We start from the raw sequence: 16,825 nt of genomic DNA, 5'->3' as shown, positions 1-16,825 counted from the left end.
GCTCTCAAAAACCTTATTAAGAAAAACCTTGCTTATTATCCACTCGACTATTTTGCTCATCGCTAAATCTATACCAACTATTCCGTTCCAGAATCCAACTCTTCCATAACACCCATTCAATATAAAAAGGAGACCAGTCCATTTGTTTCACCACAATGGTCTGGCCTCCAGTTGCCTAGTAGGCGCTTTTTCGTACAGTATCATCAATACCAAGTAATTCACTTTGTTTAATTATATATTAAAAGTTTATGCTACGATTGTCAATGATTATGTTATTCTTAGAATTTATTTGAATCGTTTGTATCTCGTATTGACAACTCTATGAATTTTTTGGTAAATTAATCTCACTAAACATATAGGATTTAAAAACCGACCAGACAACTGGAGGCTCTCATTCTTTTTAATAGATGAGAGTCTTTTTTGTTTCTTTGGTTAAGGGTTTTAATACGATAAGGAGGTCAAGTATGGCAAGTGCTCAACCACACGTAATTCAATCCCGTCAAGACATTATCAACTTTGTTAATTCAAATCCAGTTACCTCTAAAAGCTGGAAAATCATTTTAGTAGCTTTAGGGGGCATTTTTGTCGATGCCTACGACTTTACCAGTCTCGGAATTGGAGCTGATCAATTAAAGGAACAATTTAACCTTTCTCCTGCCGGCCTTGGAAGCCTTACAGCTATTATGGCCTTTGGCGCTTTGCTAGGAGCTACTGTAGGAGGATATTACACGGACAAATTCGGCCGCAACAAAATGTTTTTAATCGATTTATTTTTCATGGTATTCTCTGCTCTTGGCGCTGCTTTAGCGACTGATTTAGTTTGGTTATTTATCTTTCGGTTTTTAATGGGCGTAGGGGTAGGACTAGATGTTCCGGTAGCGCTCAGCTTTATTGCTGAGTTTAGTAATTTAAAGAAAAAAGGCCAATACGTGAACTTGTGGTGTCCCCTGTGGTACGTGGCCGCAACTGTTACTGGACTTGTTGTTCTTCCTTTTTACCTGCTCGGGCAGCACGAAGACATTTGGCGTTGGTCGGTAGGATTTGGAGCTGTTGCTGCACTAATCGTGTTAATTTTGCGCTACCGCTACATGGATGAAAGTCCAATGTGGGCGGCTCATCATCTTCCGCTTAAAGAAGCTGTCAAGGTGTTAGAAAAAACCTATGACATACAAGTCACGGTGGCTAAAAACGCAAAAGAAGAACCAGTATCTCGTTCAAAAAAACTGTCTTACAAAGCTATTTTCCAAGGAAAGTATCGGGCTCGGACATTTCTAGCTTCCATCATTACGGCTACTCAAAGTATGCAGTATTTTGCAGTTGGCTTCTATATTCCAACCATCTCCACGCTTATTTTGGGCAAAGGAATGATTTATGCAATTATCGGTACTCTTTTCTTTAATTTATTTGGGATTATTGGCGGCTTTACACAATCACGGCTAACTGAACAAGTTGGCATAAGAAAACTTGCGATTACAGGCTATATCATTTGTTCTTTAAGCTTGGTCCTGATGGGACTAACAGGTGATACTCATTTTATTGCGCTGCCCATTTTATTTATTGCTTTATTTATTTTTGGTCAATCTTTTGGCCCGGGAGCGCAAGGGATGACAATGGCCACTCTTTCTTACCCTACTGAACTGCGAGGGCTAGGCTCTGGATGGGGGCAAGGAACAACGCGTATCGGCAGCATTTTAGGTTTTTACTTATTCCCGGTTGTCCTTTCGATTGGCGGAATTTATACAACATTTCTCGTCCTTACAATCGTTCCCGTTATTGGTCTGATCGCGACGTTTCTTATTAAGTGGGAGCCTATTGGCACAGATGTCGAAAAAGAAGAAGAACAAGGATTTGAAATCAATAAAAGCTTTAGTGAAAAAAGTGAGGTCTATCACTAACTATCATTCTAGTAAAACAGGCGAAACGCAAAACACCTTCAAGTATAGTGTACTTGAAGGTGTTTTTTTCTTTAAAGATCGATAAAAAAATCCTCGTAAAAAGCTATGCAAAGCGCCCCATCACTACTGTATTATAGTACTTCTCGTCTGACAGCACCTTGTCATTTTTTAATACTCCTTCTACTTCGAATCCGAACTTTTCATATAAATCAATGGCTTTTTTATTCGTTTCTAACACATTCAGCGTCATTTTCTTCATGCTCGCGCTCTCTGCCCACAGTATGGATTGCTGCAAAAAACCTTTGCCAATTCCGTATCCCCAATATTCTTTTGCGACACATACACCAAACTCTACTTTATGAGCCAATCGCTTCAACTCATTACCTTCACATCTTGAAAATCCGACAATTTCATTATGTACAACCGCTACTAAAAATAAGTTTCGTTTACTTTCTGTGTCACGTCGAATAAGTTTTCCAAAGTCGGATTCGTCCATATACCCTTCTCCTGATTCACGATCTAAGTTTTCCGTTTCTCCATCTAGCTGAACTCTTAGGTGAGACAGTTCGTTTGCATCGTTAATGTGAGCTGAACGGATGATGTACCGAAGTCCTTTTACATGGTAAATCTGCTGGTTGATGACCATCTTATACCTCCACACGTATTTCTTTCATTCAATCTATCAATTAGTTTTAATTTCCTTTATTATAAATATTATACATAAAGAAATGAAAGAGAGTTGAAGGAATTGCTTTGGTTATTGCTTTTGATTCTATACGGCATTTACAAGTTGTATAAATCAAGGAGACCGCTAACGAAGTTTGATCATTTTTACGAGAGAGCGTTTGAGCTGGAAGAGAAAAAGCGCTATGGAGATGCGCTTGATATACGTAACCAAGGAATTGAACTCCATACCCTTACCGATTTAGAACGAGCTGATTTACATTTAGCGAACGGGCGTATGCTTTTAAAACTAAAGCAATATGAAGAATCAACGAAACACTACGATGCATCATTTAAACTCGCAAAATACGAAAAATTTCCTTACTCAGAGGGATTCGACGAAGTTATTGAAGCCTACTTGTATGCGGGGCGTAAAGAAGATGCGCTGATAATAACCAATGACATGTTAAAACGGCAAAGCTATGATCAAAAATTTAAGAAGCTCGAGCCTTTAAAAGAAAAGCTTCTTTCATACGAAGACTCATGGTAAAATTAAACAAATGAAAGCGTATTATTAAGAGCGATTGAGGTGAGCATAGTGGTCATAACGATTATTGTAGGAGTGCTGGGTTTAATTGGTTTAATTGCAGCAGGATTTGCGACGAATTATAAAGATACGAAGTAAGGATACATAAAAAAGAACAAGAACCAAATAGGTTCTTGTTCTTTTTTTAACGAGCCAACAGCTTTTCAGTAACGCACAAAAACATCTTTACTCCGACTTCAAGCGAGGCTTCATCTATTGTAAACTTCGGATGATGATGAGGGTATACGATGTCATGTTCTTCATTTCGGGCTCCGATGTTAAAAAAAGCTCCTTCCGTTTCCTGCAGGTAAGCTGAAAAATCTTCTCCTCCCATTTTAGGAGACAGTGTCTTTACACGGTCTTTTCCGTATTCTTCAATGGCTGTTTCTTCAATTAACCTTGTAATTTCTTCAGAGTTAATGACAGGGTGATAGCCTTTTTCATACGTAAACGTGTACTCTGCACCGTAGGCTTCTGTTAGTCCTTTTACAATCCGGTCGATTTGTGCCGGAACTTTTTCTCGCAGAGCCGCGTCAAAGCTTCGAACGGTACCGTTCAGCTGCACTTTATCAGGAAGTACGTTGTACGTAGTTCCTCCGTGGAATTGTGTAACCGATACGACTAATTTATCGATTGGATTCGTCGTTCTTGAAACAATCGTTTGAAGGTTTGTCACAATTTGCGCTCCTACAACGATGGCGTCAACTGCTTCATGAGGCGCTGCGGCGTGCCCTCCTTTTCCTTTAATCGATATATTAAACGTGTCAGGCGAAGCCATCATAGGACCTGCAAGCACGCCGATTTCTCCGACCGGAAGACCAGAATTCAAGTGCGTACCAATTACATAATCCACACCTTCCATCACGCCTTCTTTCACAAGCTCCTGCGCTCCCCCAGGCAGCAGCTCTTCTGCGTGTTGAAAAATTAAGCGAATTTCTCCTTTAAATTCATTTCCTAACTGAGAAAGCACAGAAGCTACTCCTAGCAAAATAGCCGTGTGACCGTCATGTCCGCATGCATGCATCACGCCTTTATGAACCGAAGCAAATGAAAACGTATTTTCTTCTTCAATCGGCAGCGCGTCCATATCCGCTCGAATCGCAACTACTTTTCCCTCTTCTTTCCCTATTAATCTAGCTACCACGCTTGTTGGTGTAGGACGCGTAATGATAAAGCTTTCAAACGAACGAAGCGTATCTTCAACAAACTGAGCCGTTCGGTGCTCTTGAAACGATAATTCAGGATAGCGATGAAAATGTCTTCTCCACTCAATTACCTGCTTCTTTAAGCTTTCTGTGACGCTGTATTCACCGATTGATTTAACTGTCATATACAAACTCCCCCTTTGTTTGACTATATCGATTGGCTGGAACGGAAAGGTTCAAATTCCCGCGCAGCGTACTGCTTTCGTATGAAGTGTCGTAAAGACCACGCTCTTGTAAAATAGGCACTACTTTTTCCACAAATTGATTAAACGTCTCGCTCATAAAAGGACGAAGCACAAATCCATCCGCTGCTTCTTGCTCATGCCATTTTTGCATTTCATCCGCTACGTGCTCTGGCGTTCCTGAAAACGGCGAACGCGGCAATATTGTTTCAAGCGCCACTTGTCTTAACGTTAACTTTCGAGCAGCCGCCGCTTGTTTAATTTTATTTGTCGTGCTTTGAAAGGCATTTGCTCCGATATCCCCTAACTCTGGAAACGGTGCGTCTACGTCAAATTGATGAAAGTCATAATCATCAAAAAAACGAGCTAAATATGTAATGGCATGATCAATTGGAATTAAAGCAGCAAGCTCTCCATATCTTCTTTCTACATCTTCCTCGCTATCTCCTATAATTAAATCAATACTTGGAAAAATGAGAAGCTCTTCGGGATTTTTTGCTCTATTTTTCATATCTTGATAGAATGCCTGCGCCTCTTCTAGTGTATGTGCATTTGTGTAAATCGCATCCGCATTTTCCGCTCCGAAACCTCTTCCCCTTTCTGATGAGCCAGCTTGAAACACAACCGGATGTCCTTGCTTTGAACGAGCAATATTTAAAGGCCCTTCAACTTGAAAATGCTTGCCTTTAAACCCAAGCGTATGCATTTTTTTCGGATCAAAAAACTGACCGGTTTCTTTTTGATAGATAAAAGCATCGTCTTCCCACGAATCCCACAGCCCTTTTACTACGTCGAGATGCTCTTTTGCCATTTCGTATCGTTCGCTGTGAACAGGAAGATATCCTCTGCTGTGATTACGCGCTGCCCCTTCTTGCGGAGAAGTAACTAAGTTCCATCCTGCTCGGCCACCGCTGATATGATCAAGAGACATCAGCTGACGAGCGATTGTAAAAGGCTCACTGAAACTTGTTGAAACCGTTCCAACTAGTCCGATGTGACTCGTAGAAGCAGCAAGAGCTGACAGCAGCGTAATTGGCTCAAAACGATTTAAAAAGTGAGGAATAGACTTTTCAGATATGGCTAATCCATCCGCAATAAAGACAAAGCTGAAAAGTCCTTTTTCTAATATACGCGCTTGTTTCTTATAAAACTCAATATTAATGCTCGCATCAGGCTCTACGTCCGGATGTCTCCATCCATCCGTCGTATTTCCAAGTCCTTTAATATTTGCTCCTAGCTTTAGCTTTCTTTTTTTACTCAACGTATACTTCCTCCTTTTCACGACAAATAAAAAGAGATGCTTTGATTGTTCAAAGCATCTCCAGTCGTCTGGTCGATTATTTTTAAACGGCTATTTATTTAGAGAAAATAGCTGCTGACCTCTCATTTATTTAGCATATTTGAATAGTATACTCACTATTCCTATAAGTCAAGTTTGTTTTTGATTGAAATAGATGATTTCTTCCTTCTTTAGTTAAACTTAATTACGATTTCATTTCTTTTAAATTCCTTAAAACTCACTTTGACTATCGGAATAACCGGTGATATAACTATATGTACATTCAGCATCCATACCGCCTGTCAGGCTACTGAAGGCTCTTATTTTCTCTTCAACTTGAAGAGGGATAAGAGCCTTTGGCATTTAAGGAGATGAATGTTTTCCCCAGCTCATTTATTTTCACTACTTAACTAAGGAGGCGTTACATATGAGTTTACAATTTGCTTATTGGGCCCCGAATGTAAGCGGAGGCCTTGTCATTTCCAACATTCCTCAAAAAACAGAGTGGTCATTTGAAGCAAACAGCCGGTACGCACAAATTGCCGAGCAGGTAGGCTTTGATTACGTTCTCTTGCAAACTAGATTTTTTGCAAGCTACGGCGCTGAAAATCAACTAGAAGCTGCGACTCTCGCTTCTGCACTGGCCGCCACTACTAAAAAAATCAACATTATTACAGCGGTTCTTCCGGGGTTATGGCATCCCGGCGTATTTGCTAAAATCATTTCGACTATTGATCATATCAGCAGCGGGCGCGTCTCTGTGAACGTGGTAAGCGGCTGGTTTAAAGGCGAATTTAACGGCTACGGCGAACCGTGGCTAGATCATGATGAGCGCTACCGCCGTTCTGAAGAGTTTATTAACGTGCTTCGAGAACTATGGAAAAACGAAACGACTACGTTCAAAGGAGACTTTTACCGATTAAATGACGCACCTTTAAAACCAAAGCCTCTTCAGCCGCCGAAAATATTTCAAGGAGGAAACTCTAAAGCTGCGCGTGAAATGGCAGGCCGGGTGTCAGACGTCTATTTCATGAACGGCAACTCGATCGAAAACTTAAAAAATCAAATTGAAGACGTAAAAGCAAACGCAAACGGCCGTGATGTTCAATTTGGCGTAAACGGGTTTGTCATTGTCCGTGAAACAGAAGAAGAAGCAAAACAAGTGCTAAAAGAAATTGTTCTACAAGCAGATAAAGAAGCCGTTGAAGGGTTTGAAAGTCAAGTGAAATTTGCGGGCAAAGCTTCTCCTCAAGGTGAAGGCATGTGGGCAAACTCTTCGTTTGAAAACTTAGTTCAGTATAATGATGGTTTCCGAACTGGCCTTATCGGAACAGCCGAACAAGTCGCCAATCAAATTATCGAACTGAAAAAAATCGGTGTGGATATTATTTTGACAGGCTTTTTACATTATGAAGAAGAAATCAAAACGTTTGGCGAAACCATTATTCCGCTCGTAAGACAAAAAGAACAGGAACTAAAAGAAAAAGCGGGTGCATTATAAATAGTTTATCGTAACGAACATTAAAATTTTTGGAGGTATGTTATGTCAATCGAAGTTTCTGAAGGTCCTGTATACAATCAATCAACGCGCGCTTATTACGCATCTATCCGAAAGAAAATTGCTTCTCTTGTAGATGAAGTGATCCGGCCTAATGCAGCCCGTACAGATGAAGAAGGCGTTTTTCCACGAGAAAATTTAGAAGCGCTTATTAAAGCAGGCTGGGGAAATATTCTTGTACCAAAAGCATACAGCGGCTTAGAACTTGATCACGTGGCTTTTGCGATTGTAGCTGAGGAAATTGCAAAAGCTTGTGCTTCTACTGCTTTAGTTTACGTGATGCATGTCGGAGCGATTCAAACTATTACGCTGTACGGAAACGACGATCAAAAGAAACGCTGGTTAAAACCCATTGACCAAGGGCTGATTGGTACGTACTCTACAAGTGAAAAAGCCTCAGGAGGACACTGGTGGTACAACTTCAGTCAAGCGCAGTGAAATGGTGAAGATTATGTAGTTAATGCTGACAAATCGTTTACTACGAGCGCCGGGCAAGCTGATTTTTATATCGTCCAAACACGCAGTCCTGAAGCACAAGAAGCAACGGATATTAGCTTTTTTATTGTAGACGGGAAATCAGACGGCATTACTGCAAGTCCATGGGAAGCTCTGGGCGTTCGCGGTAATCACAGCGGTCCGATTTCTTATAAAAATGTACACGTGCCAAAAGAAGATCTTCTAGGCAGTGAAGAAACAGGTAAAGAAATCGTCTTAAACGGCGTTTCCCCTATTTATTTAATTGGCCTTGGTTCTGCTTGGCTTGGCGTAGCGGAACATGCGCTAGAGCTTGCGGTTAACCACGCAACGCGAACGATTCATCGCGATTTTAATAACCAGCTTAGCGACTATCAAGTCATTCGCCAGCAGATTGCCGAAGCAAAAGTGCTCATTGAAAGCACAAAACCATGGCAAATTGACTTGGCAGAACAACTTGATATTTTACAAGCGGAACAAAAAGCACAGGGTGTTCTTACCCTTCCGCTGACTGAATTTAAAGTTCATGCTTCAGAAGTAGCTAACAAAGCGACGCGAATTGCCTTGGATGTAAGCGGCGGATACGGCTATAAAAAAGGCCCTATTGAACGTTTGTTCCGCGATGCCAGAGCGGGCATTGCTATGGGCCCTTCTAATAATATTGCCAGAGAATGGATCGGAAAGAATCTTGTAGGACTTCCGCTTGAACTTTGGATTAAAGGCGGAGAGTAACGTTTAATATCGTAAAAAAGAGGATCTTTTAAAGAGATTCTCTTTTTTACTTTTTTAACGTAACGACTACGCTCCCTATTTTATGTCCGGTTTCTACATACTCATGAGCTTCTGGAATTTGTTCTAAAGAGTAGCATCTATCAATCACTGATTTTATCTGCCCTTCTTCCATCAGCTTTTTAAGAAGCAATAAATCTTTCGTCTGCACTTTGGCAATTCCTTGCCCTTCGACCGAAACAAAGCGTCCATTTAAGGCTAACGCTTCCTTGGACTGGTTTTTTGTGATTTTCCCAACGGCATCAAAGATAAGATCGTATTTTTCTTCTTTTTCAGTAAAATTTTCGTATTGGTAGTCGATGACGCGGGCTGCTCCTAAAGACTTTACTAGTTCACTATTTTTAGCACTGCACACGCCTGTCACTTCAGCTCCGTAATAGTTAGCAAGCTGTACAGCGGCAGTTCCTACTGCACCTGAAGCACCGTAGATAAGCACTTTTTGACCAGCTTGAATGTTTCCTTTTCTAAAAAAATGCAGAGCCGTCGTGCCGCCAAAAGAAATAGAGGCGGCTTCTTCACAGGTTACATTCTCTGGCTTTACGGCTATTGTCCCCTTTTTTGGTAAGCAGATATATTCCGCATATCCTCCGAACTTCATACCAGTCATCGCAAACAGCTGGTCGCCTTTTTTGAACCGCGTTACGTTCTTTCCGACGTCCTCTACTTCTCCGGCCAGCTCTACGCCTAGTATTGATTTTCTAGGCTTCCGTAATCCTAAAACTATTCGCATTGGAAGCCACAACAGCAGTGGACTGTTAAAGCTCCTCACTCTGCAGTCGCCCGATGTGACCGTGGTGGCATGAATTTTTATCAGTATTTCATTCTCTTTTGGAATAGGATTTTCCACTTCTTCAAGCTGAAGAACATCTGGTTTACCATACTTTGTACATACCATTGCTTTCATAACAGCTCTCCTTTTTTCACTAGAGTTCAATATATGTTTATAAACTATGCTCGTCGAAAGCTATTCTTTCACATTTTATAAAGAACGCCGGTGAATCTACTGTCACATATGGTAAATAAAAGGATATTGCTATAAAATAAGTATAAAAACAGAAAGCGTGGTACGTGTTATTGTTTAAACTTCTTTTAATTGAAGATGATGTAACGCTGTTTAACGAACTGAAAGAGCGGTTGGAGCAATGGTCATATGATGTTTATGGCATCCGTGATTTCAGTAACGCTATGCAGGAGTTTAGCGAGGTAAAACCTGATTTAGTGATTATGGATATTCAGCTGCCGAAGTATGACGGATTCCACTGGTGCAGAATGATTCGCTCTCACTCGAAAATCCCTATTATATTCCTATCTTCACGAGATCATCCTTCTGATATGGTCATGTCTATGCAGTTTGGAGCCGACGACTTTGTGCAAAAGCCGTTTCATTTTGATGTGCTTGTAGCAAAAATACAAGCCCTTCTCCGCCGCGTGTATAATTACAGCGTTGAACAAGTAAGCCTTCTTTCGTGGCAAGGCGCAACGATTGATTACGAAAAAAATAAAGTATCAACGGAATCTAAAGCTATTGAGTTAACCAAAAATGAAATCTTTATTTTAAAATGCTTAATATATAAAAAGAATACGATTGTAAGCCGAGATGAGCTGATTAATAGTTTGTGGGAAGATAAACGGTTTATCAGTGATAATACCCTAACGGTAAACGTCAATCGCCTGCGAAAAAAGTTAGATGAAATTGGACTGGGAAGCTTTATTGAAACAAAAGTCGGTCAAGGCTACGTAGCGATTGAAGAGGAACGCTATGATTAAACTCTTTATTCGCGAGCGTCTAAGCTGGATTCTTTTCTTTTTTATGATGCATCTTTTAATGCTTTTTATCGCTTATATTGATGAATCCATTCCTCTGTCTTCGATTCTTTATATCGTGTTTTTATCATCGATTATCTTTCTTATTTTTTGCGTCTTCCGCTATCAGAAAGAAACGAAATTTTACCAAGGGTTAAAAGATGAAGAGGATTTCTTTGATTCTTCTACTCTTTCTCATCCGCTGCGCCCCTTTGAAAAGATTGTTCAGCAAAATCTGATGCAACAATTAGAACAGGCGAAAAAAGATGCGGTGCAAACCCAGCTGCACGTGACGCAGGAAAAAGATGAAATGTTAGCTTGGATTCACGAAATTAAAACGCCGTTAACTGCAATGCATTTAATAATTGAACGCTTAGAAAATCGAGAAGTTAAAGCAAACTTGACGTTCGAGTGGCTCCGTATTCACTTTTTACTTGATCAACAGCTGCATCAAAAGCGCATTTTCTTTATCGAAAATGATATGTATATTGAACATCTGGATTTAGAGTCCCTTATTTTCACTGAAATCAAAACGCTGCAAGCTTGGTGTATGCAAAAAAATATTGGGTTTGATGTGGACATACAGGCAGAACGTGTACTGTGTGACGCAAAGTGGCTTTCGTTTATTATGAGACAGCTCTTAACAAACGCAGTCAAGTACAGTGAAGCATCTGACGTGATGATTAGAAGCTACAAGCACCATGGTCAAGTGTACGTCGAGATAAAAGACAGCGGACGCGGCATTTCTCCTCAAGATATGCCGCGCATTTTTGAGAAAGGTTTTACCTCCACTACTCAGCATGAAGACAGCCGTGCCACAGGTATGGGTTTGTATCTCGCTCAAAAAGCTGCGCACGCTCTTTCTATTCACATTGGCGTGCAGTCAGCTCTTAACGAAGGCACGACGTTTACACTTGCCTTTCCTAAATCAAATGATTTTGTTGATATGAAAAGCATGTGACAAAAATGTCACATGCTTTCGTCATTTGTTCGGTGAATCAAAGGAAAACGCAAGGCTCTTTTTTTATAATAAACGTATCAGATTAAAGGAGTGAGTACATATGAACATATTAGAAGCTACTAATATTCATAAAAGCTACGGAAATAAATTTAATAAACAAGAAGTATTAAAAGGTGTAGATATTACGATTATGAAAGGAGAATTTGTAGGAATTATGGGGGCTTCCGGCTCAGGTAAAACGACGCTTCTTAACGTGCTTTCCTCGATTGATAAAATCAACGGCGGAACCATCAAAATTGAAGGAAATGAAATTAGCAGAATGAAAGAAAAGCAGTTAGCAAACTTTCGAAAAACACATTTAGGCTTTATTTTTCAAGACTATAACTTACTGGATACACTGACAGTCAAAGAAAATATCCTCTTGCCGCTTTCTGTTGTCAAAACTCCTTCAGCAGTAGCTCACAAAAAATTTGACGCGCTAGCCAAACAGCTTGGCATCTATGAGCTCAAAGATAAATATCCAAATGAAATTTCGGGCGGACAAAAACAGCGTACCTCTGCCGCAAGAGCCTTTATTCATGAACCAAGCATGATTTTTGCTGACGAACCAACCGGTGCACTTGACTCAAAAGCAGCCAGCGATTTGTTAAACAAACTGACCGAGCTTAATGATAAAAGAAGCGCAACGATTGTGATGGTAACGCATGACCCAGTGGCAGCCAGCTACTGTAGTAAAGTCATTTTTATAAAAGACGGACAAATTTATACGCAGCTGTATAAAGGCGACCAAACGCGAAAAGACTTCTTTGAAGATATTATGAAAACTCAAGGCGTACTAGGCGGAGTCCAAGATGAATATTAATCAGCTCGTTTTCCGCAACTTCAAAAAGAATGTAAAAAATTATTATTTGTACGTTTTTGCACTGGTTTTCAGCGCAGCTTTATATTTTGCTTTTGTCACGCTTCAGTATGATCCTGCTCTTGATGCAACCAAAGGCTCCATTAAAGGAGGCGCAGCCGTTCGGGCCGCTTCTGTTTTACTTGTAGCCATTGTTTCTATCTTTCTATTATATGCAAACACGATATTTATCAAACGGCGCAGTAAAGAAATTGGCTTATTTCAGCTAATTGGCATGACAAAAACAAGAATTTTTCGTATCTTGACGGCTGAAAATTTTATGCTGTACTTTAGCTCATTGATTGTCGGCATTTTAATCGGATTTTCATTTTCAAAAGTAATCATCATGATTTTATTTAAAATCACCGATACAAAAGGCATTGCCAAGCTTCACTTTTCAGAAGAAGCCTTGATTCAAACGCTGATTGTGTTCGGCGTCATCTATTTGTTAATCATGACGATGAACTATCTTTTTATTAAAAGACAGACCATTTTAGCCCTATTCCGAGTTACTTCATCGACAGAAGGCAAAACGAAAAAAATTAGTATATTTGAAATTATTATTGGAATTCTTGGCATGATCTTTATTGTTTCCGGCTACTATATTTCTGCTAAATTGTTTGACGGATCTTTTACAAGCATGAATGCTTTGTCAATCGCCATGTTATCTATTTTAGCTTCAGTTATCATAGGTACTTACTTGTTTTATAAAGGCTCGATTCGATTTTTATTAAATCTTATGCGTAAAAGCAAAAAAGGCTATTTATCGATTAACGATGTATTATCTCTTTCTTCCATTATGTTTCGGATGAAATCAAACGCACTGTTGCTGACGGTTATTACAACCGTATCGGCTCTTGCTATCGGTTTTCTATGTTTGAGCTACATTTCCTATTACTCTGCTGAAAAGTCGGCTGGAGACTATGTACCTAACGATTTTTCGATCAATAATACAAAAGACGCTGCTTCGTTTAAAGCCGCGCTGGATCAAAAGAAGATAGCATATACGGAAAAAAAGATTGACGTCATCCAAGTAAAAGCAAACGTAAAAAGCATCTTAGAACATGAACTAAAAAGTCCAATGGTCGACTCATCTGCTATGACGATTCCGATGATTAGTGAAAAATCAGTTAATGGCTTAAATCTAGCTCAAAACGAAACCTTGTTTACCGGGTATAATAATATGCTTCAAAAAACAATGGCATTTAAAGATTCGGGACAAATTGAGTTAAAAGGAAAGCAAAAAGTAATTCCACAAAAATTTGTAGGATTAAATCGAGAATTTCTTCTACCTATTTATTTTACCGGGGGCGGTTTGCCTACTGCCATTGTAGACACTCACGTATTTAATGAGCTTAAAAAGGATGCGGACCCTTCTATTCAAAAAGAATCGTCTATCTACACTGGAATAGACATATCAAATGAAGATAACATACAAAAAGCAAATGAGCTTTTCGGAGAAATGAAATTTAGCAATAACAGCTTAAATGATTCCCGTATGGATATGATGGGGAGCCAAAAGCAGACTATGGGTCTAATTATGTTCATTGTTGCTTTTCTAGGACTGGCCTTTTTAATCACGTCAGGGTGCATTCTTTACTTCAAGCAAATGGACGAAAGTGAAGATGAAAAGCCAAACTATACCATTCTTAGAAAGCTAGGTTTTACCGAAAAAGACTTACTAAACGGAATAAAAATTAAGCAGCTCTTTAACTTCGGCATTCCGTTAATCGTAGGGTTGCTTCACAGCTATTTTGCCGTACAATCCGGCTGGTTCTGGTTTGGAACAGAGCTTTGGACACCAATGATTATCGTCATGATTGTCTATACGGCGCTGTACTCTATTTTTGGTATTTTATCTGTTCTTTACTATAAAAAAATTATTAAAGAAGCTCTTTAAAGATAAAAAGCACAAGCTATAGCTTGTGCTTTTTATCTTTACATGCCATTAATTGCTGGCATTTTCTTTATTTCCCTGACTGGCTGCATGTAAAAAACCTTCTAGTCGCTTTTTGACAAACGGCCACTCGTCGTCAATTACACTGAAAATAACCGAATCTCGTACGTATCCATCAGGTAAAACCATGTGTTTTCTGGTGATGCCTTCTTGCGTGGCACCCAAGCGTTTAATAGCCGCTCTAGACCGCTTGTTTCGCACATCCGTTTTGAACTGAACGCGGTGAAACTTCAGCTCTTCAAAACAGTATTTTAATAATAAATACTTACACTCCGTGTTGACTCGCGTTCGCCACACGGATGGATGATACCACGTCCACCCTATTTCTACGCTTTTGTTAGGAAGTGATATATCTAAAAATCTTGTGCTTCCTACAATCGAATGTGACTCTATATCAAACACAGCAAAAGGCAGCTCTCTTCCTTCCTGCTTTGCTGTTAAAGCACTTTCAATCAGCTGTTTCATATCACTTAGACGATGAACTTTTACCGGGAGATGCTCCCAAATTTCTTTCGGTTTTGCAGCTTCATAGAGTCCTTGCTCATGCATTTTTTCAAGGGGCACTAGCTTTACCGCTGTTCCTACAAGTTCAACTGACTTTAGCATAACCTCACTCCTTTTTGATACGTTTAAAGAAAATGTTAATACAGGTATATGTACTGAAAAAGGGTCAGTTTCTGCTTATTGCAAGGTATCACTTTCAGCGTGTATAGCTAGTGATCAGCTAAGTGCTTTTCGAGAAAGTCACTTACTGTTTGGAAGGCTTCGTCCGCTGATTCTTTATTAAAGGTTTGTGAAAAAGGATTCATAAACCCGTGAAATCCATAAAACTTTTTGATTTCCAAAAGCGGCTCTCTTTTTTGCTCTAGTGAGTTTATTAAACAGTCTACATCAAATGTTTGCTCTTCAGCGGGAAAAATAAGAAGAGTTGGACACACAGGACGTCTATTTATATAGTCTCTGATGCGCGATCCGTAACAGCCAATCACAAAGTCACACAAATTGTTTTCACTGCATAGCCACGATATTGTGGCTCCTACACTAAATCCCATGATCCCTACTTCTTCATATTCTTGTTTTAGCTGAATTAACATGTTAGTAATTTGTTTTGAACCCTCGTCAATCCCAATGTTTTGAACAAAGTTCTGATAAGCAATTGCTTCTTCTTCATAACTATAAGGAATGTCTCTAGATAATAAGTGAGGGCAGATAATATCTGCCCCTAACTTAGACAATTCCTGTTTTACAAACTTCATATGATCGTTCACACCGTATATTTCATGAATTAATAAAATGGCTTTATTTGATTTTTTCATTTCTTTTATAAAACAGTCGTTTCTCTCGCCAGTTCACGGTGCAATACGTCTCCCATGCGCTTCATGCCTTCTACGATTTGCTCCGCAGACATATTCGAATAATTCAAGCGCAGCGCGTTGTTTCTTGTACCATTTGGAAAGAAAGGAGTTCCCGGCACGCAGGCTACGTTATTTTTTAGACATTCTGAAAAGATATGTGCTGAATCGATTCCTTTGGGCAGTTCCACCCAAATAAACAATCCGCCTTCTGGCTTACTGTAAGACAAATTCTCCGGGAAAAATTCTTCAATGCACGATAACATTTGCGTACATCGCTCTTTGTATACGGCTTTGATTTTTTGAATGTGCTCTTCGATATCGTAAAGCTCCATGTACTTAGCCGTTACGCGCTGAGCAAAGCTGTCCGTATGCAAGTCAGCCACTTGCTTAAACGCTACGTACTTATCAATGAAAGCTTCATCTGCGCACACCCAGCCGATTCGAAGACCTGGCGCAAAAATTTTAGAGAATGTGCTGATATAAATAACTCTGCCTTCTGTATCAAAATGCTTAACCGGCGGCAGCGTTTCTCCTGCAAATCGAACGCCTCCGTACGGATTGTCTTCTACAATCAGCACGTCGTATGCATTCGCAAGCTCGATCATTCGCTGACGTCTTTCTCGCGTTAAGGTGCGTCCTGTAGGGTTTTGAAAATCTGGAATTGTATAGATAAATTTAGCATGCGGATTTTCTTGAAGTTTTTTCTCCAGCTCTTCCATAATCATTCCGTCTTCGTCCATATCTACTTCTACAAACGTTGCATTGTAAGATTTGAAGACGTTGATGGCTGCTAGGTACGTTGGACTTTCACAGATTACCACGTCTCCGTCATCAAGAAAAAGTCTTCCTGTAAGATCGATTGCCTGCTGAGATCCGGACGTAATTAAAATGTTTGAAACAGCAGACTCGATGCCGATATGCTTCATTCGTGTCGAAATGGCTTCTCGTAAAGGAATATACCCTTCAGTTGTACTATATTGAAGCGAAGCGGCTCCGTCTTCATTTAATACGGCGCGGCACGCATCGTTCATTGCTTCAACGGGAAACAGTTCCGGAGCTGGAAGTCCTCCTGCAAACGAAATCACTTCTGGTCGTTCCGTTACTTTTAAAATTTCGCGCGTTTCAGAGGATTTTACAAGACTAGCTCGTTGGGCAAATTTATCTTTCATTGATGATCATTCCTTTTTTAGATTTTAAACTTTTGCAGTGACTCAAACTTT

General features: G+C 39.9%; 14 protein-coding genes and 1 pseudogene. 8 read left to right on the top strand and 7 right to left on the bottom strand.

What is annotated here, in order from left to right:
* The first annotated feature begins 464 nt into the window (after positions 1 to 464).
* Positions 465 to 1,895, top strand: coding sequence for an MFS transporter (locus SCI76_RS23850; protein WP_407544555.1), 1,431 nt, complete (start codon positions 465 to 467; stop codon positions 1,893 to 1,895).
* Positions 1,896 to 1,998: 103 nt separating this feature from the next.
* Here SCI76_RS23850 and SCI76_RS23845 read toward each other — a convergent pair whose 3' ends face one another.
* A complete protein-coding gene (locus SCI76_RS23845; protein WP_407544553.1) occupies positions 1,999 to 2,541 on the bottom strand; it encodes a GNAT family N-acetyltransferase in 543 nt (180 codons plus the stop codon).
* A 102-nt stretch (positions 2,542 to 2,643) separates the two neighbouring features.
* Here SCI76_RS23845 and SCI76_RS23840 point away from each other — a divergent pair, with 102 nt between their 5' ends.
* Positions 2,644 to 3,108 carry a hypothetical protein gene (locus tag SCI76_RS23840; protein WP_028414549.1) on the top strand — a complete coding sequence of 155 codons (465 nt, stop codon included), beginning with the start codon at positions 2,644 to 2,646 and terminating at the stop codon, positions 3,106 to 3,108.
* A gap of 181 nt (positions 3,109 to 3,289) precedes the next feature.
* On the opposite strand, the gene SCI76_RS23835 is transcribed toward SCI76_RS23840, so the two are convergent.
* Together SCI76_RS23835 and SCI76_RS23830 are read right to left on the bottom strand one after the other, a co-directional pair.
* Positions 3,290 to 4,474, bottom strand: coding sequence for a M20 family metallopeptidase (locus tag SCI76_RS23835; protein WP_407544551.1), 1,185 nt, complete (start codon positions 4,472 to 4,474; stop codon positions 3,290 to 3,292).
* Entirely contained in the window at positions 4,464 to 5,792 is a 1,329-nt protein-coding gene (locus tag SCI76_RS23830; protein WP_407544549.1) for an LLM class flavin-dependent oxidoreductase, read from the bottom strand. Before SCI76_RS23830 ends, SCI76_RS23835 begins: the two co-directional genes overlap by 11 nt.
* 445 nt (positions 5,793 to 6,237) lie before the next feature.
* Here SCI76_RS23830 and sfnG point away from each other — a divergent pair, with 445 nt between their 5' ends.
* A complete protein-coding gene (gene sfnG / locus SCI76_RS23825) occupies positions 6,238 to 7,311 on the top strand; it encodes a dimethylsulfone monooxygenase SfnG (protein WP_338704796.1) in 1,074 nt (357 codons plus the stop codon).
* Between the two features lie 42 nt (positions 7,312 to 7,353).
* A pseudogene (locus SCI76_RS23820) lies at positions 7,354 to 8,574 on the top strand (acyl-CoA dehydrogenase family protein).
* A 46-nt stretch (positions 8,575 to 8,620) separates the two neighbouring features.
* Here the strand turns inward: SCI76_RS23820 and SCI76_RS23815 are convergent.
* Positions 8,621 to 9,535, bottom strand: coding sequence for an NAD(P)-dependent alcohol dehydrogenase (locus SCI76_RS23815; protein WP_407544546.1), 915 nt, complete (start codon positions 9,533 to 9,535; stop codon positions 8,621 to 8,623).
* 170 nt (positions 9,536 to 9,705) lie between these two features.
* On the opposite strand from SCI76_RS23815, the gene SCI76_RS23810 reads away from it, so the two are divergent.
* The 4 genes from SCI76_RS23810 to SCI76_RS23795 all read left to right on the top strand — a co-directional run bounded on the left by SCI76_RS23810 (position 9,706) and on the right by SCI76_RS23795 (position 14,193).
* A complete protein-coding gene (locus SCI76_RS23810) occupies positions 9,706 to 10,398 on the top strand; it encodes a response regulator transcription factor (protein WP_063247539.1) in 693 nt (230 codons plus the stop codon).
* Positions 10,391 to 11,395 (top strand): HAMP domain-containing sensor histidine kinase, encoded by a 1,005-nt coding sequence (locus SCI76_RS23805; RefSeq protein WP_099000399.1) that lies wholly within the window; start codon positions 10,391 to 10,393, stop codon positions 11,393 to 11,395. Before SCI76_RS23810 ends, SCI76_RS23805 begins: the two co-directional genes overlap by 8 nt.
* Before the next feature lie 100 nt (positions 11,396 to 11,495).
* Positions 11,496 to 12,257, top strand: coding sequence for an ABC transporter ATP-binding protein (locus SCI76_RS23800; protein WP_014459175.1), 762 nt, complete (start codon positions 11,496 to 11,498; stop codon positions 12,255 to 12,257).
* Positions 12,247 to 14,193 (top strand): FtsX-like permease family protein, encoded by a 1,947-nt coding sequence (locus tag SCI76_RS23795; protein ID WP_407544543.1) that lies wholly within the window; start codon positions 12,247 to 12,249, stop codon positions 14,191 to 14,193. Before SCI76_RS23800 ends, SCI76_RS23795 begins: the two co-directional genes overlap by 11 nt.
* A gap of 48 nt (positions 14,194 to 14,241) precedes the next feature.
* Here the strand turns inward: SCI76_RS23795 and SCI76_RS23790 are convergent, their stop codons facing one another.
* From SCI76_RS23790 to SCI76_RS23780, 3 genes are all read right to left on the bottom strand, one after another.
* On the bottom strand, positions 14,242 to 14,856 hold the full coding sequence (locus SCI76_RS23790; RefSeq protein WP_407544541.1) for a GNAT family N-acetyltransferase: 615 nt from the start codon (positions 14,854 to 14,856) through the stop codon (positions 14,242 to 14,244).
* Positions 14,857 to 14,963: 107 nt separating this feature from the next.
* Positions 14,964 to 15,506 carry a dienelactone hydrolase family protein gene (locus tag SCI76_RS23785; RefSeq protein ID WP_407544539.1) on the bottom strand — a complete coding sequence of 181 codons (543 nt, stop codon included), beginning with the start codon at positions 15,504 to 15,506 and terminating at the stop codon, positions 14,964 to 14,966.
* A gap of 65 nt (positions 15,507 to 15,571) precedes the next feature.
* Positions 15,572 to 16,774 carry a PLP-dependent aminotransferase family protein gene (locus SCI76_RS23780; protein WP_407544537.1) on the bottom strand — a complete coding sequence of 401 codons (1,203 nt, stop codon included), beginning with the start codon at positions 16,772 to 16,774 and terminating at the stop codon, positions 15,572 to 15,574.
* Between the last annotated feature and the right edge of the window lie 51 nt (positions 16,775 to 16,825).

This window comes from Priestia sp. HNGD-A6 (assembly GCF_045784335.1).
Lineage (GTDB): Bacteria > Bacillota > Bacilli > Bacillales > Bacillaceae_H > Priestia > Priestia zanthoxyli.
This window is presented reverse-complemented; position numbering and strand designations above follow the sequence as displayed.

Coding starts and splice junctions, on each gene's coding strand:
- SCI76_RS23780 (WP_407544537.1), bottom strand. CDS start 16,774: ATGAAAGATAAATTTGCCCAACGAGCTAGTCTTGTAAAATCCTCTGAA.
- SCI76_RS23815 (WP_407544546.1), bottom strand. CDS start 9,535: ATGAAAGCAATGGTATGTACAAAGTATGGTAAACCAGATGTTCTTCAG.
- SCI76_RS23785 (WP_407544539.1), bottom strand. CDS start 15,506: ATGAAGTTTGTAAAACAGGAATTGTCTAAGTTAGGGGCAGATATTATC.
- SCI76_RS23790 (WP_407544541.1), bottom strand. CDS start 14,856: ATGCTAAAGTCAGTTGAACTTGTAGGAACAGCGGTAAAGCTAGTGCCC.
- SCI76_RS23795 (WP_407544543.1), top strand. CDS start 12,247: ATGAATATTAATCAGCTCGTTTTCCGCAACTTCAAAAAGAATGTAAAA.
- SCI76_RS23805 (WP_099000399.1), top strand. CDS start 10,391: ATGATTAAACTCTTTATTCGCGAGCGTCTAAGCTGGATTCTTTTCTTT.
- SCI76_RS23845 (WP_407544553.1), bottom strand. CDS start 2,541: ATGGTCATCAACCAGCAGATTTACCATGTAAAAGGACTTCGGTACATC.
- SCI76_RS23800 (WP_014459175.1), top strand. CDS start 11,496: ATGAACATATTAGAAGCTACTAATATTCATAAAAGCTACGGAAATAAA.
- SCI76_RS23835 (WP_407544551.1), bottom strand. CDS start 4,474: ATGACAGTTAAATCAATCGGTGAATACAGCGTCACAGAAAGCTTAAAG.
- SCI76_RS23850 (WP_407544555.1), top strand. CDS start 465: ATGGCAAGTGCTCAACCACACGTAATTCAATCCCGTCAAGACATTATC.
- sfnG (WP_338704796.1), top strand. CDS start 6,238: ATGAGTTTACAATTTGCTTATTGGGCCCCGAATGTAAGCGGAGGCCTT.